Source organism: Methylosinus sp. C49 (assembly GCF_009936375.1).
Taxonomy (GTDB): Bacteria; Pseudomonadota; Alphaproteobacteria; order Rhizobiales; family Beijerinckiaceae; genus Methylosinus.
The window spans coordinates 3,373,949-3,396,373 of record NZ_AP022332.1; the positions used below are offsets into that span (position 1 = coordinate 3,373,949).

Genomic DNA, 22,425 nt, shown 5'->3' on the forward strand with positions numbered 1-22,425 from the left:
CCGGACGCCCCGAACTTGCTACGCCTCGGGAGGGGCACGACCGGCAAATTCATGTTATAATGAAATATGATTGCACTTTTGACGTTGAATGGCATCCCGCCCCGTATTCTCGGCTCGTTGACTGAAGAGCAACGGAAAGCAGTGACTTCTTACGCTTCCAGCGATCGGCGCGAATCTTACGATGATTGGTGGCAAAACGGCATCGTAGAACCAATCCGCCCATTTGCAAAATTTGTTAGCGCCGCCGCGAGCAGTTTTATACATTGGGGGGCGACCATCCTCAACAATAACAGAATCGGTGTCATTTCGTCACAGGTCGGAATTGGTCAATCAACCTTTGGCGGCCTCGATACAAATCTGCACTCGGATATGGGGGGTGCATCAGAGTGGCTTAGAGAAGAGAGAATTATTTGTTTGCGATTGCTCTGCGTTTCCAGCGCGGCGGCAATTTTTATCGATTTGACAGATAAAGAAAATATGGAATCCATTCTCGATTCACACAGGATCGACGACGGTCGTATTTATGAGACCGAGCTGCTGAGTCTATCGCAGAAGAATGGATGCGCCGTAAACCCGAAGCCATGGGAGATTGTCGTGTTCGATGCGAACACGCCACATATTCCTCCGGGTGCGCTTGAATCCAATCGGCGTGTTTTACAGCACGCGTGGATAGAAATGCAGTTGCCCCCAGATTGGCGTCCACGCCTGAGAAGCGATGATAGACCTTTGTTTTTGTTGCCTGAATTTTGATCTTCTCATCTGCCGTGCGAACTGATCTGAAAGTCGCCTTCGAGGTATCGGGCGAAGGTCGGCTCCTGGCGCCTCACGGAAATTCAACCCGCGCCACCAGCTTCTCTTTCCCCTCCTCCGAGCACGGCCGCCATTGCGAACAAAACAGGAATCATGGTTCAGTCCGCAAGCCCGCTCACCCTGCCGATTCGCCCATGACCGCCGTCGCCTATCTCGAAAAGCTCAACGCCGAACAACGCCGCGCCGTCGAGCACGGGCTTGCTGACGGCTCGTCGGCCTCCGCCGGCGGCCCGCTGCTCATCATCGCGGGCGCGGGCTCGGGCAAGACCAACACGCTCGCCCATCGGGTCGCGCATCTCATCGTCCGGGGCGCCGATCCGATGCGCATGTTGCTGATGACCTTCTCCCGCCGCGCCGCCGCCGAGATGACGCGCCGGGTCGAGCGCATCTGCGCCGAGGCGCTGGGCGCCTTCTATGACCCCTGGTGGAATCCCCGCCGTCGAGGATCAAGCGATCGACCGCGCCCATCGCATCGGCCAGGACAAGCCGGTCTTCGTGCATAAGATCATCGTCTCGGGCACGATCGAGGAGAAAATGTCTGCGCTGAAGGAGAAGAAGCGCGCGCTGGCCGAGAGCCTCTTCGACCAGGACGGCGCCCCGACCCTCGCCATGACCGAAGCCGATCTCGAAATGCTGTTCGCGCCGTGACCAACGCGTGACTCTCACAAGAGAACGGGGCAAACTACTGTGAACGACTGCATTTCAGTAGGAGTCATACGATGGCGATTTGCGAGCAATGTCTCGGTAAGGGAAGCGTTCTGATCGGCGACGTATGCCCTTCGTGCAAAGGACAAAAAGTCAGGCACATTCAGCGAGACGCGGGCTTTGAATCGAGCGCGCCGACAACATGGTATACAGTTCCGTGCCATCTTTGTAATGAGAGCGGCAAAGTCAATGCTGCTCTTAGAACGTGCAATCGATGCGACGGCACTGGTGAAACGCGCACGATTTACAGAAATCGCACGTGCCCGAAATGCTCAGGCTCTGGCCAGCTCATGTATGAAAACGGCGAAAAATATGTGAGCGGTGCGCCGAAGCTGGCGCCGGGCACGTGCGACTTCTGTAAAGGGGCCAAACTCGTAAAACTACCTATAATCGTGGCGGCGAGTTCTCCAGAGTTTTGAATGCACGTTTCGACCCAATTGTCGGCGGGCGGCGCTTCTACGCGGACGGCCAGGAGAACGTATGGCTTTCGGCTTCATCGATGTGGCGTTTGAATGGCCGCAGCCGTGTAGCGCGGCAATATCGTCACCGTCTCCGCGCCGGGCGATCACGGCAAGGTGCGGCGGCACGCTCGTTTCCTCGCCAGCGCTCCGTGATGCGCCATTTTTCGGCTCTCGATTCAGCGTCCCTTCCCCACACCGCGCCGCAAGCGCATCATGCCGCGCAAGGCTCGATCGCGTCGAACTCCGGGCCGATCTGTCGGCGCCGCTCCATAAGATCGTGATCGGCCTGCAAGCAGAGAAAGAACCCCTCCGAGACGCCGAAATATCGCGCGACTCGCAGATCCGTATCCTCAGTGATCGCCCGCTTGCCGAGGACGATTTCATTGATGCGGCGTGGAAGCCGAATGGCTCGAGCGAATGCTGGCCCGCGCGATCGCCCATCGCCTCCGGCGAAACGCAGGCGTGGCGTGCGCCGAGCTTCATCGTGCAGGCCGAGGCGCAGTAGCCGTCGATTGCGACGGTCCGCCGCGTCACATTCGCCGAGCGGACCTGCTCATAATAGTCGAGGACATTCCCGCCGCGGGTCGTAGCTCGAATAATCGGCGCGGGGCGTATAGCCGCCGGCGAGATCGGCGCGGCGGGAATAGCCGCGGCGGCTCGAGCTGGCCCCCCGGCTCGAATAGCCATTGTCGAAGGCGCCGAACAGATCGGAGAAGAGATCGGCCTTGGCGGGCGCCGAAGCGAAGGCGGCGAAGGCGGCGAGGCCGAGGATAGCGGCGCGCTTGGCGATGCGGGGAGCGACGAAGGCGCCGAGCGAAGCGGAGAACATAGGGTGATCCTCTCTCTAGTCAGATGAGGCGGCCCCATGGAGTAGAGGGGCCCGGCCTCTTCGGTGAGGATCAAATTGACGCCGACGCTCTAACGGCCATTAAGCCGCGGTAATGCAACTCGAGCGGCCGCGGCAAGGAAACATAAACCATGCGCCGGAATTTCCCAGACAACATATTGAATATAATTAGATTATAAGGCTGCTCACCAAGCAGGCGCGAGAACTTTCAACCGTATTTCGACAAAATTTTCTACGAATTGATACGGAGATCGCGGCTTCCGACGCAATTCTGTCGCTGGAAGACAGCGCCAAAGCCTCCATTGCCATGGAACGGGATTTGCTCGAAGAGAGCCGCCTGACGCGCGGAGATCCTATGTTCTTTTTTCGCAAGCCGAGATCGGAGCAGAAGCGACCAGAGCCGCGCATCCCCGATGGAATCAAGCTTTACGTCATAGGCGACGTGCATGGTCGAGACGACCTGCCCGATACTCTTTGCCGCTCGATCGAAAAGGATCTCGCCGGAACGCCCCTCGAGCGCACGAGCATCGTCTTTCTCGGCGACTATATCGATCGCGGACCTCGATCCGCCGAGGTCGTCGAGAGGATCGTCTCCGGCGCGACGCCAGCTCCCGTCATGGCGCTCAGAGGCAATCACGAAGCGATCTTGCTGCAATTTCTCGAGGACGAGAACGTCCTCGACAGCTGGCGACGCTATGGCGCGATGGAGGCTCTTCTGTCGTATGGGGTCGACCTCAAAGAGGTGTTGCGCGGCCGCGACTTCGATGTCGCGCGGATCGAGCTGCGAGACAAGCTGCCTCCGGCGCATCTGCGCTTCTGCGAGGATACGAAACTGTCCTGGTCGCTCGGCGATTATTTTTTCTGCCATGCCGGATGCCGGCCGAATGTGCCGCTCGCACGCCAGCAGGAGGGCGATCTGCTCTGGATCCGGGAAGAGTTTCTCGGCTTCTCGGGGCCGTGGGACAAAGTGATCGTCCATGGCCATACGCCAGCTCCGGCGCCAGAGGAACTGCCGCATCGGATCAATCTCGACACGGGCGCCTATGCGACCGGGCGGCTCACTTGCCTGGTCCTGGAGGGCGCAACGCGCTGCTTTCTGTCGACGTGACCTCGAGCTCCGATCACCTATGTCGACCCGGCATGAGATAACAGCCGGTCGCCGCATCGCCGCGCGCATTGGGCTCGAGGACGGATGCGCAATCGAAATTCGGATCGACGGGCGGGCGCGGCGGGATCGCTCCGGCGCCGTCCCCAGGCGGCGCCGTGTCGACGCCGAAGCTCTCCCCTCCCCCACTGGCCGGTTGGGCATCGGGTCGCCAATTTCGTCGCGCCTGGCGCGCGACAGCAAAGTCGACGCCCGTGTCGCGCCGCATCGCCGTCCGCCGCGAAAAGGAGATTCCGGGACCGGTGATCATCGGGGTCACATAGGCTTCCCGCTCCGACAGAACATTGATGCGGAAACCGAACATGCGCGGGGAAAAATAAATGGCGGATCGTTTGCCTGCCCAACCATCGGCGCCGGAAAAGCCGACACTGCATCGGTCGCGCGGAAAGACACGATCGCAAGCTTCCCGCGTCGGGTATCGTGGCGCCTTCTCGTCGAACTCGGCGCGCGCGTTGGCGGCGGCATTGGCGCAGATCGGCGCACTGATTCGTCCTCCGGACAGACAGCTTTTCTCGTCCGAATAGACATAGGCTCCGCGGCTCGATTCAGCCGCCGCGACGCCCGAATGCATCAGAAAAATCGCGGTGACGAGTGGTCTCCATAATGACGGGCGCATCACGGGCTTTCGGCCCCGCACAGAAATGGACGTCTCATCGAATTGGTTCCGAGGCGCGGTCCTGAAGAATCGTGGAAGAAAGACGTTCGGCGATCCGCGCCCGAATTCCGAAGCCGGATTAATCATATTCTATTGGCCCCTACGTGCAATCTTGAAATCGTAATCGTCTGGTGGCATACAAAAAAGAAAGCATACGCGTCAGGAATAGCTTCATGTATTCGAAGGCCCTTTTTGCATTGATTGTCGCGGCGTCCTGCGCCATGGGCCTCAGCGGATGCGACAGTTTCCCAGCGGGCTCGCCATCGGTCGGCGGAGCCGACTCGGCCCCGATTTCCACCGGAGGCGGCGGACTGCGGCTCCAGGCCGGCGACAAGCTGAAAGTCTCCGTCTTCGGCGAAGACAAGCTGAGCGGAGAATATGAGATCGATCCCGCCGGCTATGTCTCTTTGCCCCTCGCGGGCACCGTTCAGGCCGCCGGCCTCACGAAATTGGAGCTCGAGCAGGCGCTGACGAAGAAATTCCGCAGCGAGCAATATCTCCGTAACGCGAAAGTCACGGTCGACATCGCCAATTTCCGCCCCTTCTATGTGCTCGGAGAGGTCGAGAAGCCCGGCAAATATCCCTATGAGAGCGGGCTCAATGTCGTCAGCGCCGTCGCTGTGGCGGGCGGCAACACTTACCGATCGAGCCTGTCTCGCGTGCTGATCCAGCGCGCCGGAGAACATGGTTTCAAAGAATATCCGTTCTCGCCCAACGTCTTCGTCTTTCCCGGCGATCTGATCCGCGTTCCAGAACGCTATTTCTGACAGCCAGCCGAGGCGGCAGAATCACTGTTGCGCCGCAGCAACAGTCCGAAATTCGTTCATTCCCAGTTTACAATCAGCCTTGTGGAGGAAGAAAGGCTCGGCTAGAGTTTTCGGTAATTACGGGCGTAATTTTACTGCCGGTTGTTGTCTGAGGTCGGTTTAATGTCGCGGTCGAGAAAGCCCTTTGTTCGTGGAGCATCCTCGGCATTCGTTCTCGCTGGGTTGAGCGTAATTCAAATTGCTCCGTCCCATGCGCAGAATATCCCGAGCGAAGCTCAGAAAGTCATCACTCCCAATAGTTTCGGCGTCAGAAGTCTGCGAGACACGCCGACGCGAGAATATCAGGGGCTGCCCCTCGGCGGCTGGATGCTCTATCCCAGCCTGCTCGTCGCCGGAACCTATGATGACAATCCATTCCAGGCCCCGTCCGACCGGAAGGGCGCTGCTGGCACGCATTTGCGCCCGAGCTTCATCGCCGATCGGGATAATGGCCTGCATCACACGACCGTCTTTACGATCGGCGATTTCCGCATCTACCCCGATCTTTCTACCGCCAATACGGTCAATGTCGAGGCCGGCTTCAATCATACATGGGAAGCGCGCAAAGACCTCGTCGTTTCGGCGAGTGGCGAATATTCGCGACGCACGGACATGTACAACACCGGGCAGGTCGTGAACCCGTTCGTGCTCGGCGGCGTCACTTATCGTGGGACGCAGGCCAGCCCGCAGCGCTACAATCAATTCATCGGATCGGTGGGCGTTCAGAAATCCTTCGACCGACTCTTCATAGGCCTCTCGAGCACTGCGAGAGCGACGACCTATGACACGCTCTACACGACGACGGGCGCATTAGAGCAGACCTATCGCAACAATCTCGTGACCGGTGTGACCGGACGGCTCGGCTATTATGCGACGCCGCTGCTCTTCGTCTTCACCGAGGCCGGCGGGAACTTCCGCGACTTTCGAGACCCGACCTATAATTCGGAAGGCTATCGCTTTACCGGCGGCATCGGAACCGATCGCATCGGGCTGATTCGGGGCGAGATTTTCGCCGGCTATCAGAGCCAGTTCTACTTCAGCGGCTTGTTCCCCTCCGCGAACAGCCCTGTGTATGGCGGCAAGCTCTACTGGTATCCGACACGCGCCTGGACGATCGAGGCGGGCCTAGACGAAACCTTCCAGGACTCCGCCTTGTCGACGGTCGGCAATACGACGGGAAGCGCGGCGCGCGCCACGTCCGCGAATTTGAGGATCGGCTATAAGCTCGCCAGGAGCTGGTCAGCGACGGTCAATGGGCAATATACCGACATCGCCTACATCTCGGGCGGTCGTCATGATAGCCGTTGGAATTCCGGCGCCACTCTGAACTATGAGATCTTGCGCAATCTAAATGCCACTTTCGAATATGCGTTCACACGCGTATTCTCCAACTCGGATGGCGCGGCTTTCACGCGCAATGTCTTCACGCTCGGCGCGACCTACAAATATTGAGATTCCGACAGGAGCAACGAAAATGAAAAAGCTCTCGATTTTTGCGGCGACTGTCCTTTTGTGCGGGACGACGGCTGCGATGGCCGTCCCCAACGCCACCAACGGCGCTCGCAATCAGTCGCAGGGAACGACTAATCAGCAGACGATCGATTCGCGCGTCACGGCGATCTTCTCGAAATCTGCAAATGCGAATGGCGGCGCCGAAATGACCGCGGAACTGAAGGCGCTCCTCACGACCAATCCAGAACTCGCGGCTGACGTTACGGCGGCGTCCAAGAAAGCCAATTTGGACCAGAAGGTCGCAGCCGGCAAAGCGCTCGCCCAGGCCGAACAAGCGCTGAAGGACGCGGGAAATACGAACGGAGCCAACAAAATCAAGAGCGCTTCTGACGCGTCGGACGAACAAACGCTGGCCGCCTATCAAGCGGAGCGGAGCCAAGTGGTCGCTTCGGACGAGGGAGGAGAAGGCGGTGGACGTGGCGGCCGCGGCGGCTTCGGCAACGGCGGCAATTACGGCGGGGGGTCGGGCGGCGGCAGTGTCAGCGGGCATTGACGCGACCCGAGATTATTCCCTATGGCTGCACGCAATGAATGGGGTCCCTGCTTTCCGAGCGGAGCCTCCCTTCTTGCGGCAAGCGACAGCGAGACAGGGCCGACCAAGCCCATTGCGGTACATGTTTATCCCATGGATTGATGCCGTAATCTTCTCCTCAGTTTGGAGGGACGCAATATGGGCCGGTTTCTCCACGGATGCGCGCCCACGTCTGACGAGGCCGACTGCTACGAACAGGAAACGGCGATAGCCGCATGAACCGTCGCCTTTGATTTTGTCGCAGCTCTGGACGAGCTAAAGCCCACCCGCCGCCACGACAAAATCAAGAATCCGCTTCATTGTCGCCGGGCGCGGTCCAGATCGGCGAGACCGCCGCTGTTCCCATTGGTCGCTTCGTTCGATCCCGAAGTCCATAAGGCGGATTTCTGTCCCTCCCTCAGCGAGGTCGACAGAAAGCCCGATCGGGCCAAAGATGCGCGGCCTATCCTGAACGGAACTTGCGCGCCCGTTTCTACATCAGCCTCGGCGCAAATTTCGTCCCGGCTTTCTTCCCGAATTTCGACCTCAGAAGCTGAACCGGCATCAGCGCCGCCGCATAGATGGCATAGCAAGGCGCGAATAGCGCGGGCGGCAGCCTCGCCTTCAGGCAGACGGATATGAAGTCCTTGTCCGAAGGCAGATGCATCAGTCCGGCGCGGCAAGCGCGCAGCAATCCAATCGGGCGATGCAGCGTCGGCGTGTTCCACCAACGAACGATTACGTTTTCGGAAGACAGCGTGGCGATCCGATGGCCATCGTCGATCATCTCGCAGAGCGCCGCCGACACTACGGCCTCGTCGCCCTGATGATGCAGGCTCTCTCTCCGCGCGACATAGTCGGGCCAGATTTTCGCGACGTAGTCGGAAAGCTCGCGATAAAACGCCGGCGTCCCCACCAGGAATTCTCCGCCGAACCAGATAGCAGTCTGGCCGCCGGAGAGAGCGCGGATATCGCCTTCGACACGTTCCCGGCCGTAAGCGGCGAAGACCTGATCGCCAATGTCGTAGCCACAAGCTTCATTCGCTTCGATCGCGGCGGCGATCCGACGTCCCAGACGGGGATCGACGCAGACGACATCGACATCGAGGATCATATAGCGGCCGTGCTCGAAACTCTCGCCGATATATTTGAGGATTTCGAGCTTGTGGTGCGCCGAGCGAAAAGCCACGTCTGTCGGAACGTCGAGAGAAAAGTCGTAATTGACGACATTGGCCGCCGCGATTTGCGGGCAGCTCGCAATGACGGCGTCGCGGTTGTTGGTCACCACCGTTAGCGGTATGCCGGCGCGTTCAAGAGAGAGATGGAGATAGGCCGCGCAATATACATAGGTTTCGACCCCTCCGCGTCGGAGGTTCAAATTCACCTCTAAGGCATCAGGCATGTATAACAGGCAAACTGCCGAGATTCCCAGAACATGCTCTACGGGCTGCATCTTCCAAAACGGAATGAAAGAGGGAACTTGCATTGGCACACGTTGAATAGGATGATCTATTGGCCGCTATGTGTTAGAATCCAACGATGCTGACACCCGCAAAGATGGATTTACCCAGACACCGAGGTATCGGTCAGTGTCCTTATCGTCGCCATCATAAATCAGATGATCGGGCTCAGGCCAGTTAAATGGCTCGCAACAAATGTTGATTGGTCGATATTGTCCAAACTCGATATCCGTATGAAACTTGACGCTCTTGAAATGCGTGGTAAGCAGGAATTTCACGTCCGATTTCTCAAACGCTTCCAGGACGCGAAATACTGCATCATTAGGAAAGTGAAACAGCGCATCGCGACACAACCAAGCATCGCTGGGCTTTAACTTCATATTCAGTATATCTGCAACATCAAACTCATACTGCGGAAACGCCAACCTATTATTTTCGACCAATTTTGGAACGATATCATAGCCAAAATAAATAATTTTAGTTGTTTTTATAACGTCGACAATCCAATTACAGTCACCACATGGAGCATCAATTAGCGTCCTTATGTTATGCGACTCGATAAACTTGACAAGTCCGTCACGGACCTGAGACGTCCGCGCCAACTCCGAACCACAGCCGCTAATACTTTCTGCGCTTCCCCACCAATTACGATCATAGATGTTAGAAAATGTTTCTGCGTAGCTTTCAGACTTAATCAACTCTTTGAACTTTTTCTGAGCAAAAGCATCACGCATTACTCGAGGGATAACAGCCCGCATTACATTTTTGAGTGCAGGTGCATTTTTGTTGATCCATTCGTTTAGCGTGACGACGACTGCCATGCTCTCCTCCTTCATCATTTATGAACAGACGTTGCGCTTATACCCGCGTCATTTCTTGTTAATCGCATTATCATTCCCCACAACAGCACCGGAAGCAAAGTAAATGCCGACATTTTGAATGCACTTAGCAACAGCCCGTCACGAAAAACACCGATCGATAATGGCATAAATATACAGTACACAGCAACTTGGGCAGGAGACTTCCTAGAAGAGCTAAATGAATTATATATTTTGCCATAGGCGTAGCCAAAAATATAACACCATGCTATAATACCAATCCAACCTAGTTGAGCCCAACCCTCGCCGGGCAAAGAGTTGGTCATTCCTATCGGATAGCCATAGTCGAACAAGCTATATAATTTGATTGGAGCGCCAACGGGCTTACCCGTCCATAATATTCTAGGTACTGGCTCGGTAAAAATCTGAAGATTGTTCACGAAGTAATTATATGTTCCTGTCTTGTTTGGTATAATGTGGACTAGGTATTCAAAAAATTCCATATTTGCATAGTCCATTGACTCCAGGGGACGCAAATTGAAGATATCGACCTCAGCCGACGACTGCCCTCCGAAAACCGTTCGGAATAATTCGCCGCGATCCTGGCCGATTGCGGTAAATAGGACTCCGATAGCGGCCGTTCCAACTATCATCGAGGCAGTCAGCCATTTCTGACGCTTTTCAAACAGGTAAAATAGGCACAATGAAAAAAAGGCCATGACAAACGGCCACCTGCTGCCACTCGCCGCCCGGAGACCCACCCCGCACAAAAACGGCACGAATGACCACCACCGAAACCGAAAAAGCCAAACAAGTATCACGAGCAAGGGCAGCAACATAAGCGCTGCATCGGTAAAATACCCGTTCCCCGTTGTGTTGATTGCATATCCCGTTGCATCGTCACGCACCATCGACTCAATATCCGAGACCTTCTGCCCAATGATGCTGTAGGTCGAAAATACTGCGAATGGCAAGCACACAACAAGAACAGCAATGTATGTGTAAATGGTTTTTTTGCGGGAAAAAGATCCAGTGTTTTTTTCGAAATTCATAGCCCTCCCCCCGAAGCGGAGCGCAGATGCCATGAAAGCTATAAGCCCAACGTCAGCCCCGGCCAACGCGGTGCACTTTGTCTGCAAATCAGGAAAAAACAGGTAAACTAAATAAATTGTATCGTAGCCATAATACCAAGCAAACAGAGGCCTAATCACAAATACAATACCGTGGACAATAAGATAATATGTTGCCGGATGGAAAAGAGACGCACACGGCCGCTTTATATAAAAAATAGATGCAGCAACCCAAATAACAACTCCAATAAACAACACAAACTCATACACCGTCTACATCTCCAAGGCATTTAGCAAGCGAAGCATTTTTGATGAGAATCAATTATTATATGATATGCTCAGTCGTATTAAATATCTTTTTTCTGACAAGCGCCTCTATTCTTTTTGAGTAGCCAATAAATTGATACTTTCCCACGTTTGTTCGTGAATTTAACTTCCATGTATCGACCTTTTTCGTGTTGTCTATTATACTGCACATCGCGCTATATAGACATTCAACCGTCAGTTCATCCAGCCTAATACCACAGTCATCTTTGACAACAATATCTCCGCTGCGTGACTGAATAATCCCAAGACCCACAGCGAGCGCTTCATAAAGGACCAGTCCAGCCCCCTCGAAATAGCTCGGGAATAATAGGCAATCCGCCTCCGCCATGAACCGCGGGACATCGGAGCGCGCGACAGTCGAATGAACAGAGACGCGATCGGCAAAACGCCTGAACGTCGCGTCAGGAATCTGAATGTCGCCGAGAATTGTCAAGCTCGCCGCGCTCGGCGGGATACGCTCAATCGCCTCGAGCACGAGGTGAATGCCTTTGCGGGGCCCGGCCTGACCACAAAAGAGGAACCGCACGGGCAGCTCGACCTTCTTGCGCGAGCTGTTGGCGGCGTCGGCGAAGAAAACGTCGTCGTAGCAGTACGGCAAAATGCTGATCTTGTCCTCGAGGTCCGGCCTTGCGCAGGGATCGAGGATCGCGTCGCGGCAATGTTCGCTGCCGGCGAGGATGATGTCCGCGAGGTCGTATTCGCGGTCGGTTCGATCAATGACCGACTGATCGAGCTTGAAGTCGGGCGAACTGAAATAGGCCGGGAACTGCTCGTATACTTCGCTGATGATGCGGTTGTAAGTGCGCGGATCGCCGATCGTTTTGTCGAGAATACGGGGTATTCCCAATTGGGCCGCCGCCTCGAAGACCTCGAGACTTGCCGTGTCGAAACCCCAGACGATGTCCGGCCTCGTTTCCCGGATCAAATCCGCGACCTTGCGACCGAAATTTCTGTTGCTGGCGCGGCTCAGCGCGAGCGCCAGGCGCCGCTGGCCCATCCGCTGGGCGATACGGAACACCCATTCCAGCGCGCCGACGGTCAATACGCCTTCCGGCTTCAAGGCCGGGTGGTGGAAACGCATAAACTCGGCGTGCAGCCGGGATCGCAACGGCTCGGGCAGGTAGCGCTCGATCCGATATGGCCAACGATCCGGCGAATAGAAGATTTGCGTCGCATACCAGGCGAGTGCTTCGTTCTGCTGCAAGGCTCTCGCAACCTGCCAAGAATGTTGCGTGCCCGGATGGAAGACGCCGACGTTGCTCAACATGTCTACCCTACACTCCGACCCGCGTGAAAGCTCGATTTCAGAAACTCGACCGGCGAAGGCAACAGGAAAACTCGCCAGATCAAGGGCGCGACGAACGCCGTCATCGCCAGCTCTAGCATGAGCGTCGCGAGGCCAGCGCCGACATTCCCCATCCAGAGCGACATCGGATAGGCGCCAACGACCGCCATCAACGCGACGGCGAGGTAAACATAGGAATAGGCCGCTTGGCGGTTCACCGCGAGAAGCAGATTGGACAGCGGCTGCCACAATGCATAGACGAGCGCGTTCGCCGTGAGCACAAGGACGAGCTCGTTCGAGGGTTCGAGGGCGCCGCGCGTCCATAGCGTGACGATATGCTGGCCGAACAGTCCGAAGACGATCGCCGCCGGCGTCGCAATGGCGAGACTGCTCGCAATTGTTCCCCACACGAAAAATGCGAGCCCCTTCCGATCCTCGCGCGTGGCGACGACCGAAAATTCCGGCAAGATGGCATGGTTCACCATCCCCACCGCCTGAGTGATGAAACGCGTCATCGTTCGCACGGCGACGAAACTGGTCACGGCGGCGGTTGATCCAGCCATTGCGAGAACGAGCGTCGTTCCCTGCAGGAAGGCCGTTTGCGCCGCCGGAATCGGCATTACCGCGATCGCCGGTCTGAAGAGTTCTTCGACCTCGGACCGGCTCGCCTCTCGAAAACCGAGCCAGAGCCACGGCGCCTTCGAGGATAGGATCGACCAAGTCGCAAATACGCCCGCCAGCCGGCAAACGAGATAAGCGACCGCCGCCTCGAGTAAGCCGCCGCCCGCCAGAACCGCGCCGGCGACGACTGCTCCTTCCACCAGCCCTGTAATCGAATTGCACATAACGCCGGTCGCATACAATCCCGCCGACCGAAAGCCGGCCTGTAGAACGCCTCCCGGGATGAGCAGCAACCCGTAAAGCAGAAGCAGAAGCAGTATTACGCGCGCGTCCGAAGCAGACATGAAAGCGTTTGCGATAATATCGTCCGGAGCCAATGCGACAGCGGTCGCCGACAGACATCCGATAAAGGCTGTGATGCAGAGAATTACGATCCAAACGCTTTGATAGACTGTTCTGGCTTGGGCATAGTCGCCCTGCGCGGCTTCGATTGTCATCCTTGTGGCGGCGGCTGTCGCGAAGCCGAAATCGCTTAGTCCCAGATAGGACGGAACTGTGAAATAGAGAGCCCAAACACCGTAAACGGCCGGACCCCATTTGTTGACCAGGATCGGGAGCACGGCGATCTGCACGACCGCGCCCGCGAATTGACCAAACGCATTCGCGCCTATGCCTCTCGCAAGACGCCTAAGCACAATCGTATTCGCCCATCATCGCTGACTGAGCGCCGCTTCCTGCGCGGTTCGCTCTGCAACACGTTCCAATCCCGCCACGATCGCCGACGCCGCTCGCTCCGGGGTGAAATTGCCCATCAATTGCACACATGCACGCGCAACCCCGTCATTAGCGAAGCCGGGCGCGAGCGCTGCGCGGAGCTTCGCTTCGAGACTGGCGACGTCGAAGGTCGAGAAACGAAAGCCCGTCGTGCCCTCCAGCACCAGATCCGGCGCGCAGCCGCAATGGTCGCTTACCACCACAGGGCAACCATAGCTGAGCGCCTCATTGACAACGAGCCCCCAAGGCTCGCTGGAGCTTGGAAGAACGAGGCACGCGGCGTTGACATACTCATCGAACAGCTGCTGTCCGCTCAGCCCGCCGGCAAACACCACCCGCGCCGACAGCGCCATGGATTCGGCGGCCAGTTCCAGCGCCTTGCGTTCAGGCCCCTCGCCGACGAGCTTCAAAGTCGAGCGCGGATCGTCTTTCGCGAGTGCGCCGAACGCTTGCAGCAGCAACGGCAGGTTCTTCTCCGGCGCCAAGCGGCCGACATACAGTATCACTGGATTCGCGCCACGACGAAGAGCCGCGATACGCCTGTCGAGCGCAATTTGCGGATCGTAGTCCTGCGTGAGCGCGGCCGCCTGACAGCGAAGGAAAATTTTATGCGTCGGCACGCCATAACTCACCAAATACTGCATGCTACGTTGGCCATAGGAAAAGAATCCGTCACAATGTCGAAAGAAGGTCTTTTTCAGGAAATCTTTGATCGGATGGCGCGGATTATCGAAGTAAGTCGAGTCACAAAACACCATGACCTTCTTGCGGACCAGACGGGCGGCGATAAGTTGCGCCCAATATTCGATTTTATGGTAGCCCGCGATCACGACGAGATCTGCGTCGGATCGTAAAACGCGGAGGAACAGGTTCCCCACCAGCCGAAATATCGGGATATCCTGGTATGAGCCGTCCCATATCAAATCATAGGGATATTTATGATAGCGACGATCAGCCTCCCCGAGACCGCGTCGATCGTTTTCTGTCTCCGCAATCTGGAAAAACCGCGCCTCGATTCCACGCCGAACGGCCTCGCGATGCACCTCGCCGAAAACGGCGCCCTTATATTTAGACCACAGTATATTGTGCCAGATGTCGACTTTGAATGTCATGCAGACACAGCGCCTTGCTTTCGAGGCATTACATGTTCTGGAAGAGCATCGAATAAATTGGCGATCACAACGTTGGACGCGTCGCGCTCTTTTTCGAACTGTTTCAGCGCGAGCGCGCGCATTCGGTCCAGGCTCTCCCGACTTTCATGCAGGCTTACAATAATGGCCAGCGCTTCGGTGACGAAGCTATCCTGGCTTGTCAGGATATAGCCAGCGGCGCCGATCTGATCGCTGATGCAACCGCGATGGCTTGCAATGACCGGCGTCCCATTAGCCAAAGCTTCGTACACAACAGTCGGCTGCGCCTCGTTAACATAGTAACTCGGAAATACAAAAACATCGACATCTCGAAAAAATGCTTCCTTTGACTCGCCGTAAATCGCTCCTCGATAATCCAGAACGCCGCTCAACTCTTCTCTGAGCGATTCGAGAAGCAAATTGTCCGCGCTCTGCGTGATCGGCCCAGCCAATACCCCGACGATCGGCAGATTACGGAGTTTGGCCGCGCGAAGAATCTCCAGAAATATGTAAAGACCTTTTTGAGCGTTGAGATTGCTGAGAAGGCCTATCCGAATCGCGTCATGTCGAGGCGCGTGCGAACAATCACTATTTACAGAAATGAAGCCTGCGTTTGAAACGACAACCGCTTTCAAACGGGTCTGATAGGTTGCCGCCAGTTGTTCGCACATTCTCAAAGAGAGACATAAATGTACGGCATCCGGCCCCGCGGCTCGCATAACGCCTGCCATAAGAGGCCGCCACTTGTTAATATAACTGTAGCTGTGATGGTGGAGGTAGATACGGTATCTCAAAAGCCGCGCAGAAACGACAAGAGCTAGAGTATACATAAGCCCAAGGCCGCCTTCTGCCGTTGAATAACAATGGTCGGCGCGCCTTGCCTGAAGCAACAGGCACAAGATAGCCGCAAATGTCTTGATAGCTCTAGAAGCGTGGAATATAAAGCCTCGAGTCTTTACGCTGCTCGTTGTATTTTTGACAACAAGTCGATGGCCGCCGGCCTCGATACGTTGCGCGAGTTGCCTTGTAATGAATGTGAGTCCATTAACCGGCGGGGGTAGCTGACCGATAAATACAATATTTGTCATACTAGTCATCCCGCATGCGTTTTCCTCGTGGCATCGCCGGTGAACCGAACGCAATGGTCTCTTTGTCAATATTGCGTAAAACGGTGCTGCGCGCGCCGACGACCGCGGCTCTTCCAACGGTCACGCCTGGGCCAACAAACACATCACTCGCGATCCACGTCTGATCTTCTAGGACTATTGGAGAATTTTTATAGGAGAATGAGACATCACGATGATCGTGCGACCCAGTACAAAGATAAGACCCCTGCGAAACGACGACATGGCACCCGATGGTGATGCAATCGAGACTATAAAGTTCAACGTGGTCGCCGATCCACGACCACTCGCCGATCTGGACCTTCCAAGGGTACGTCACACGAGCCGTGGGCCGCACCCTTACCTCGCTACCGACTTTTGCGCCGAAGAGACGCAACAAAGTACGACGCCAAGCATAAAAGGGTTGTGGCGACATCCCGAACAAAGTTGCCTGAACGAGCTGCCAGAGCAGCACTACTAGACCGCCTCGCGCTCGATAGCCCGAAGGAACGCGAAAGCGTGACAGATCCTGAAACTCAGGCATCATATCCATACCGTGCGCTACCCCCACAGCAATCGCAAATTCCCTTTGCCGCAACCAAAAGGTTGTTCGAGTGGCGTCGCGATCCATATAAGTCACCCACCGAAGAGCAATGCTTCATATTGCGGCAGCAGCGTTTGCGCGCTCATGGTTTCGACGAGGCGCAATCCTCTTTCAACGCGTCGCGTCCAATCGAGCTCGCGAGCAGCCAGTATGCCGTCGGCGAGCGCTTCACTATCGCCGGAGGGCGTCAACAGCGCGATGTCCGAAAGTAGGTCGTGCAACTCCGTATCGGGATCGGCGGTTGCGATGATAGGGCGGCCGCTCGCCAACATCCCGCCGAGCTTGGATGGCAGGACGAGGTCGGCGGCCCCCTTCGACTGCGGCAACACATGCAAATCGGCGAGAGCGAGCAATTCATTCATTCTCTCTACCGGTTGAATTGGTAGGAAGCGAACATTGGGGAGGTCGGCAGATTGTCGTTGCAGCGCCTCACGCATAGGACCAGCGCCCGCGACGACGCAATATAGATCATGTTCCGATGCGAGCCTTCGCGCCGCCTCGATCAGGATCTCCAGCGCCTGTTTGGGACCCAGGTTGCCGGCGTAGAGCACGACGAAAGCGTTCGCCGGTAGAGCGAGTTCCTCACGAAAAGGACTACAAGCCTTGGGCGCGGGCGAAATAGCCGTGATGTCGACCCAATTCCGCAAAACCGATATTTTTTCCGACGATAGTCGTTTGACGACCAGCGCCTCGTTCATCTTGCGGGAAATCGTGATAATTTTGTCGAACCCGTCCAAGAGCCACCGCTCGACGCCATTTGCGAGCTTCCGAACGGCGCCGCCTTTCAGGGGACCGACCTCGAATGCCGCATCCACTTCGAGGTCTTGAACATGGAGCAGGCTACGCGCTCCGACGAGCTTTGCCGCCAACAGGGCCACCGGCGCGGACATCAGCGTCGGTTCGATACAAATCACGACATCCGGTCGGAAGGAAATGATCCGCCACGCGACCACCGGCGCCGCAGACACAGCGAAACTCAACGGAGCCAATAGTCGCCACAGACCGGGAGCCCCTGCCCTCAACGCGATCGGACATCGCGTCACTCGGATAGACCCGACGAACTCCGTTGCATAAACGCCCCCACGGTAAGGCGCGCGCACGAACCAGCCAGGATAGTGAGGCGGAGCGGTGACGACCTCGATCTCGTGGCCTCTCGATTCGAGATACCGAGCCAACTCGGTCGTGTATTTTCCACACCCAATCAATTCCGGCATGAAATTGATGGCATGGATCAAGATTTTTTGGGCAGATTCTCTATATTTAACATCATGGCAGCAAATACTATCGGATAATCTGTCGTCAACTTCTGAATTTGAAGCGCCATTCCTTTCATAGTCCGCGCCAACCCCGCTCATCGTACAGCTCTTCTATAAAATCAAAAGCGGAAATTACCAAAGATCATTCGGGTTGTCCGACCGCCGAATTTTGGGCAGTCCAGAAAACTCTTATGTCTTTCTCGACGAAAGGGAACGGATAGCGTCCCTGCGCAGCTCATCCCTTGAATAGCTGCCGCACTTTGGGTGAATCTCTCGATTCGGCCCAAATTGAACGCGACGTCGGATATGCGCTCGCCGTCCGACCCAGATAAGCTACGCGTGCTCCTTATAAACACCTCTAACTTGGCCGACAAGACAAAGGTAGTCTTGCCTGCCATGCACAGTTAACGGCGGCAGCGATCGTCCCCGTAGAGAGAGTTCATTCCGTCGCTATCAGTTGTTTGCGACATCGGCTATGTTCTCGCTCGACCATCGCGACGGGTCGTGCCCCACCGGTGGCCGCCGCACGCCGCTCGCGCTACGGAGTTATGAAAAGCGCGCTTCGCGAGTGGCTTGCTCCTGAACTGCTACGCCACTGGTGGAGGCACGACCAAACGTGGACGCGTCCAGAATGCACGGTCCTCGAAGCGGTGAAAAAGCCGAACGCCTCGCTGAGGTCCGCGCGCCGAACCGCCTGAAAACCCATCGTCACGAATAAGAACGGATAGAGGAACACGAACTGATTTGGTTCCGAAAGGCGTATGCTGATCGCTCAGCGCTCAACGCCCTTTTTGAAATATTCGTCGCGTTGCTGGCCTTTCGAGAAATTGGCAGCGGCATCGATGCGAGCCCTGCTCATCCGAGCGGTTCGACCTGTTCGCGTCTGAGCTTTGCGCGAACATGTCCGCCCATAATTTCGAGCAACACCTCTATGCGACCCGAGTCGTCCAGGCGTTCGAGCAGGCCGAGCGCCTCGGAAAATGGACCGCTGATGAGCCTGACTTTTTGACCAAGCTGCAAATTATGTTCGAAGCGAAGCTGGCCGCGATCGTTGGAGGATTGGATCAGCGTTTCGACGACGCCGTAAGGCACGGGCAGCGGACGATCCTGCGCCATAAAGAGAGTCGCTATCCCGATCGTGCCGTTGACACTACGCCATCGGTCGCGATCGAGATCGAGCGCCACGAAAATGTAGCGCGGAAACACAGGCGCGAGCACATTGCGCATTCGTCGCGCATGACGAACTGTTTTGATCCGCCGCGGCATGAAATGACGAAACCCTTGCACTCTCAGGCGCTGCTCTACCGATGTCTCCTTATGCGGCAGCGTATGCGCGAGGTACCAGCGCTCTCCCGGAGCCAGCTCTATGTCTTCCCTGAGACGAGCTTTGTCGCCGCCATCCATTCAGAATACCCCACAAAAAAATTCACGACCTGAACTTCATTCCGAGCACGAAGTAGCATGCAAGAAACGTCTCGAGCCCGGAGGACCGATCTCGATCATTATAGCCCGAGCCCGATTGCGCGGATCCAGGCGGAGCCTGCAGCGCCACGCATCCGCAGATCATTGATGATCGCTTCCCGAGTCGCTTCCGGCTTCGTCCCGAGAACAACCACGAGTCGGCGACGAATACGCTCATCTATTCGTCCATTGAGCTCGATCAACTGGCTGATGACCGCGCGTTTCCCTTCCGGCGGAAGAAACTCCCAAATCACACTCGAGAACAAAACTCGGCTTTCGATGATGCGCGCTTCATGCGGCGCTGTGACCTTCGACATCTCCAACGCCTCGAGCGTTCGTTCTAGAGGCGCGCCTTGCCTCCATCGTAATTTTGCGAGTTCCATCCACGCCTTTCCGGAAGTCGGAACCCGGTCGAGTAGATCGACCAGGCCGCCGGAAAAGCGATCGTCATCACCCGAATTTCCGAGCAGCGTCGCTCGGAGATCGAGCATTCTCGTCGCGACGCCATCCATGTCTCGGAACGCCGCGAGCTCGGCGAGCAGCTCTTCGTCGGCGTGCAGACGCGAAGCCTCGGGCTCCGAATGCGCCGTGGCTTCCGTGTGCTTGTCGAATTGGTCGACGACCCGCTCCGCCTCGAGGAGTATCAAACCCTGCCGGATGAGAAGAGCCGAAAGCGCCAACGCGCAGACGGATATTGCAATCGAACGGTACCGCATGCCGCGAAACTCAATTCTGGTAGTATTTCTTGTAATATTTCCCATAGTACTGACTATAGGCGCCATATCTCGGCGCCTGACTCTCGTCCACTAGGCTCAAGGCGGCGCCGGCGAGCTTATGATGCTGCATAAAATATTGGATATGTTCCGCCACGGTCTCCCGCGGAGTCATTCGCCACCTTACGGAAAAGACCACCTTATCGGCGAGGCTGGCCAAGACCTTCGCATCGATGACCGGACCGACCGGCGGTGAATCGACGACAATGTAGTCGAAGAGATCCCGCAGCTTTTCGCTGAGCTGGCGCATGCGCTCCGACCCTAGGAGATCCGGCGGATTCTGCGATTTCGAACCAGCCGGCAAAACCGTGAGGTCATCGAGACGAATGACAGCTTGCTCCAACGGAACGGCGCTCGTCAAGAAATCCACGAGTCCCGGCTTCGCCTCCGCGCCGAACTGCTTGCTGATGGATGGATGGCGCAGATCCCCGTCGATCAGCATGACGCGCATTCCCGCTTTCACAGCGGACCAGGCGAGCGACTGGGCGAGCGTCGACTTCCCTTCGCTCGGGAAGGAGGAGGTCACGAGAATCACCTTGGCCGGATTGTCGACGTCGGCCATTTGTATGCCGACCCTTATGTTACGGATCGACTCGGCGTAGCGAGACAGCGGCTTGGCGATGACATAGCGCGCCGGCTCCAGAGTTTTTCCGTCCACTTCGCGATCCTTGGCGCTCAGCAATGGAAGTGACGCGAGGACAGGCGTTCCGAGCTTTTCCTCGATCTCGCGCGACGAGAGGAATCCGGAATTCAGCATATCGAGAGCGACGGCGCCGCCGATCCCGATCAGAAGGCCGACGACTCCTGCGAGAGACAGAACGAGCCCCTTTTTCGGAAAGGAAGGCGCTCCAGGCCTGATCGCCGGAGAAATGACCCTGGCCTCGTTCTCCTCGAATGTCGATTGCTCTTGAGTGATCTTGGCGCGGGACAAAAAATTCTCGAACAGCGTCTTGTTCGCGGCGTTTATTCGCTCGAGCTCGCGCAGCCTCACGCCGACGCCGCCGTCTATGCCCGTCTCGCCCGTGACCCGCTTCAAGCTCGCGTCGAGCGATTCCTCGCGGGATTTCGCGACGTCGTAATCATTCTTCAGATTCGTCAGAATACGCTGCACCTCCGCAGCGATCGAGCGCTCGATGTCCCGCTTTTCCGCGCGCGTGTTGATCAGCATCGGGTGCTGAACATCGTAGCGTGTGGAGAGATCGGCCTCCTTCCTCGCGACCTCGGCCTGCTGCTTGCGAAGATCGGCGATCACGGTCGAACGGACGACGTCAGGGATGGCCTGCAAATTGCCGCCCTTCTGCATCACTTGAGCGACCTGCTCATATTTGGCGCGCTTCTCGGCGGTTTCGGCGCGAGCGGCAATGAGCTTTCCATTCAGTTCCGACAGTTGCTGCTCGGAAATAGTAACCTTGGCGTCCGCATTGGTGGTGACGAGATTATGCTCCTTGCGGAAGTCGGCGACCGCCTCTTCCGATTGTCGCAATGTTTCGCGCAACGACTCCATGCGCTCGGTGAGCCAACTGGAGGCGCGTTTGGCGGCGTCGTAGCGTGCGTCGAGCCGATCGACGACGAAGGCGTCGGCGACGGCATTGGTCAAACGAACCGCCTTTGCCGGATCCTCGGAGGTAACCGAAATAGAGAGGACAAAGGTCCTGTTGACGCGCTGGACCTCGAGCGCGTTCCGCAACCGTTGGATCGAGGCCAACACATCCGGAGGAATCTGATCGGCGGCTTGAGCCTCGACCTTGCCTGCCGGTTCGGAAGACGAAAAAAGTCCTGTGAGGAAGCCGAAAAGCCCCAACTTCTGCGACTGTCCGAACTCCTTATCCTGCGTCAGCTTCTCCTTCTCGACGACTCGTCGAAGCAGGTTGATCGACTGGATGACCGAGACCTGACTGTCGACATTGGAGGTCTCGAGATTGAGTTCCGGCAAGATTTGCTCCGCGCCGAAGATTTTCTCTTTCCGTGGCTCGAGAAGGATCTGCGCTGTCGCCGTGAAACGCGGCGTGACCATCAGCAGCGCGAGGAAGGCTACCGCCATCACGACGATGGCCGTCGCGACGACCACCTTCCAACGGCGCCAGAAAAAGTCCTGCAATTGGCGCAGATCGATGGCGTCGCTCTCTCCGCCATCCGAGTTCACTTGCGTCAACGCCTTGGAAATCTGGCCATGCATCAATCGAATGTCCCTTTAGGGCCAAAGCAACGTTTTAGATGTTTCAAGTCACTAGCATATCTGCCGCGGATTGCGAAGCGGCTCGCGTCGAAACC

At 56.8% G+C, this 22,425-nt stretch carries 19 protein-coding genes and 2 pseudogenes; 7 read left to right on the plus strand and 14 right to left on the minus strand.

All coding sequences use genetic code 11. The annotated features are described in order from the left end of the window. Window positions 1-66 precede the first annotated feature (66 nt). The 3 genes and pseudogenes from GYH34_RS15890 to GYH34_RS15900 form a co-directional block, all read left to right on the plus strand. The gene (locus GYH34_RS15890) at window positions 67-750 is read left to right on the plus strand and encodes a hypothetical protein (RefSeq protein WP_161914431.1); all 684 of its coding nucleotides are present in this window, start codon (window positions 67-69) and stop codon (window positions 748-750) included. 194 nt (window positions 751-944) lie between these two features. Next, window positions 945-1,217: pseudogene (locus GYH34_RS15895) on the plus strand (UvrD-helicase domain-containing protein); the annotation flags it as partial. Window positions 1,218-1,223: 6 nt separating this feature from the next. Beyond that, window positions 1,224-1,458 (plus strand): annotated as a pseudogene (locus GYH34_RS15900) (hypothetical protein); the annotation flags it as partial. A gap of 729 nt (window positions 1,459-2,187) precedes the next feature. Here the strand turns inward: GYH34_RS15900 and GYH34_RS21970 are convergent. After that, window positions 2,188-2,436 carry an addiction module antidote protein, HigA family gene (locus tag GYH34_RS21970; RefSeq protein WP_244635371.1) on the minus strand — a complete coding sequence of 83 codons (249 nt, stop codon included), beginning with the start codon at window positions 2,434-2,436 and terminating at the stop codon, window positions 2,188-2,190. 93 nt (window positions 2,437-2,529) lie between these two features. Continuing rightward, a complete protein-coding gene (locus tag GYH34_RS15910) occupies window positions 2,530-2,805 on the minus strand; it encodes a hypothetical protein (RefSeq protein ID WP_161914433.1) in 276 nt (91 codons plus the stop codon). Window positions 2,806-3,178: 373 nt separating this feature from the next. On the opposite strand from GYH34_RS15910, the gene GYH34_RS15915 reads away from it, so the two are divergent. The 4 genes from GYH34_RS15915 to GYH34_RS15935 all read left to right on the plus strand — a co-directional run bounded on the left by GYH34_RS15915 (window position 3,179) and on the right by GYH34_RS15935 (window position 7,454). Continuing rightward, entirely contained in the window at window positions 3,179-3,931 is a 753-nt protein-coding gene (locus tag GYH34_RS15915) for a metallophosphoesterase family protein (RefSeq protein ID WP_161914434.1), read from the plus strand. Between the two features lie 885 nt (window positions 3,932-4,816). After that, a complete protein-coding gene (locus tag GYH34_RS15925; protein ID WP_064032068.1) occupies window positions 4,817-5,410 on the plus strand; it encodes a polysaccharide biosynthesis/export family protein in 594 nt (197 codons plus the stop codon). 162 nt (window positions 5,411-5,572) lie between these two features. Next, window positions 5,573-6,901 (plus strand): outer membrane beta-barrel protein, encoded by a 1,329-nt coding sequence (locus GYH34_RS15930; RefSeq protein ID WP_256367009.1) that lies wholly within the window; start codon window positions 5,573-5,575, stop codon window positions 6,899-6,901. 22 nt (window positions 6,902-6,923) lie between these two features. Then, window positions 6,924-7,454, plus strand: a complete 531-nt coding sequence (locus GYH34_RS15935; RefSeq protein WP_161914437.1) for a hypothetical protein — start codon at window positions 6,924-6,926, stop codon at window positions 7,452-7,454. Between the two features lie 511 nt (window positions 7,455-7,965). Here GYH34_RS15935 and GYH34_RS15940 read toward each other — a convergent pair. The 12 genes from GYH34_RS15940 to GYH34_RS15995 form a co-directional block, all read right to left on the minus strand. Then, a complete protein-coding gene (locus tag GYH34_RS15940; protein ID WP_161914438.1) occupies window positions 7,966-8,958 on the minus strand; it encodes a hypothetical protein in 993 nt (330 codons plus the stop codon). 33 nt (window positions 8,959-8,991) lie between these two features. Next, window positions 8,992-9,753: a class I SAM-dependent methyltransferase gene (locus tag GYH34_RS15945; protein ID WP_161914439.1), complete on the minus strand. Its 762-nt coding sequence runs from the start codon at window positions 9,751-9,753 to the stop codon at window positions 8,992-8,994. Window positions 9,754-9,767: 14 nt separating this feature from the next. Continuing rightward, complete coding sequence (locus GYH34_RS15950) at window positions 9,768-11,090, minus strand: O-antigen polymerase (RefSeq protein ID WP_161914440.1); 1,323 nt, start codon at window positions 11,088-11,090, stop codon at window positions 9,768-9,770. 55 nt (window positions 11,091-11,145) lie between these two features. After that, window positions 11,146-12,414 carry a glycosyltransferase family 4 protein gene (locus tag GYH34_RS15955; RefSeq protein WP_161914441.1) on the minus strand — a complete coding sequence of 423 codons (1,269 nt, stop codon included), beginning with the start codon at window positions 12,412-12,414 and terminating at the stop codon, window positions 11,146-11,148. Between the two features lie 2 nt (window positions 12,415-12,416). After that, on the minus strand, window positions 12,417-13,685 hold the full coding sequence (locus tag GYH34_RS15960) for a lipopolysaccharide biosynthesis protein (protein WP_161914442.1): 1,269 nt from the start codon (window positions 13,683-13,685) through the stop codon (window positions 12,417-12,419). 78 nt (window positions 13,686-13,763) lie between these two features. Further along, the gene (locus tag GYH34_RS15965) at window positions 13,764-14,939 is read right to left on the minus strand and encodes a glycosyltransferase family 4 protein (protein ID WP_161914443.1); all 1,176 of its coding nucleotides are present in this window, start codon (window positions 14,937-14,939) and stop codon (window positions 13,764-13,766) included. Continuing rightward, window positions 14,936-16,045 (minus strand): glycosyltransferase family 4 protein, encoded by a 1,110-nt coding sequence (locus tag GYH34_RS15970; protein ID WP_161914444.1) that lies wholly within the window; start codon window positions 16,043-16,045, stop codon window positions 14,936-14,938. The genes GYH34_RS15965 and GYH34_RS15970 overlap by 4 nt, the downstream gene beginning before the upstream one ends. Before the next feature lies 1 nt (window position 16,046). After that, window positions 16,047-16,691: a WcaF family extracellular polysaccharide biosynthesis acetyltransferase gene (locus GYH34_RS15975; RefSeq protein WP_282558882.1), complete on the minus strand. Its 645-nt coding sequence runs from the start codon at window positions 16,689-16,691 to the stop codon at window positions 16,047-16,049. A gap of 5 nt (window positions 16,692-16,696) precedes the next feature. Continuing rightward, window positions 16,697-17,899: a WcaI family glycosyltransferase gene (locus tag GYH34_RS15980; protein ID WP_161914445.1), complete on the minus strand. Its 1,203-nt coding sequence runs from the start codon at window positions 17,897-17,899 to the stop codon at window positions 16,697-16,699. An 876-nt stretch (window positions 17,900-18,775) separates the two neighbouring features. Next, window positions 18,776-19,324 carry a transcription termination/antitermination NusG family protein gene (locus GYH34_RS15985; protein ID WP_161914446.1) on the minus strand — a complete coding sequence of 183 codons (549 nt, stop codon included), beginning with the start codon at window positions 19,322-19,324 and terminating at the stop codon, window positions 18,776-18,778. Window positions 19,325-19,422: 98 nt separating this feature from the next. Next, a complete protein-coding gene (locus GYH34_RS15990; RefSeq protein WP_161914447.1) occupies window positions 19,423-20,097 on the minus strand; it encodes a hypothetical protein in 675 nt (224 codons plus the stop codon). Between the two features lie 10 nt (window positions 20,098-20,107). After that, window positions 20,108-22,330: a polysaccharide biosynthesis tyrosine autokinase gene (locus tag GYH34_RS15995; RefSeq protein ID WP_161914448.1), complete on the minus strand. Its 2,223-nt coding sequence runs from the start codon at window positions 22,328-22,330 to the stop codon at window positions 20,108-20,110. Window positions 22,331-22,425: the final 95 nt, after the last annotated feature.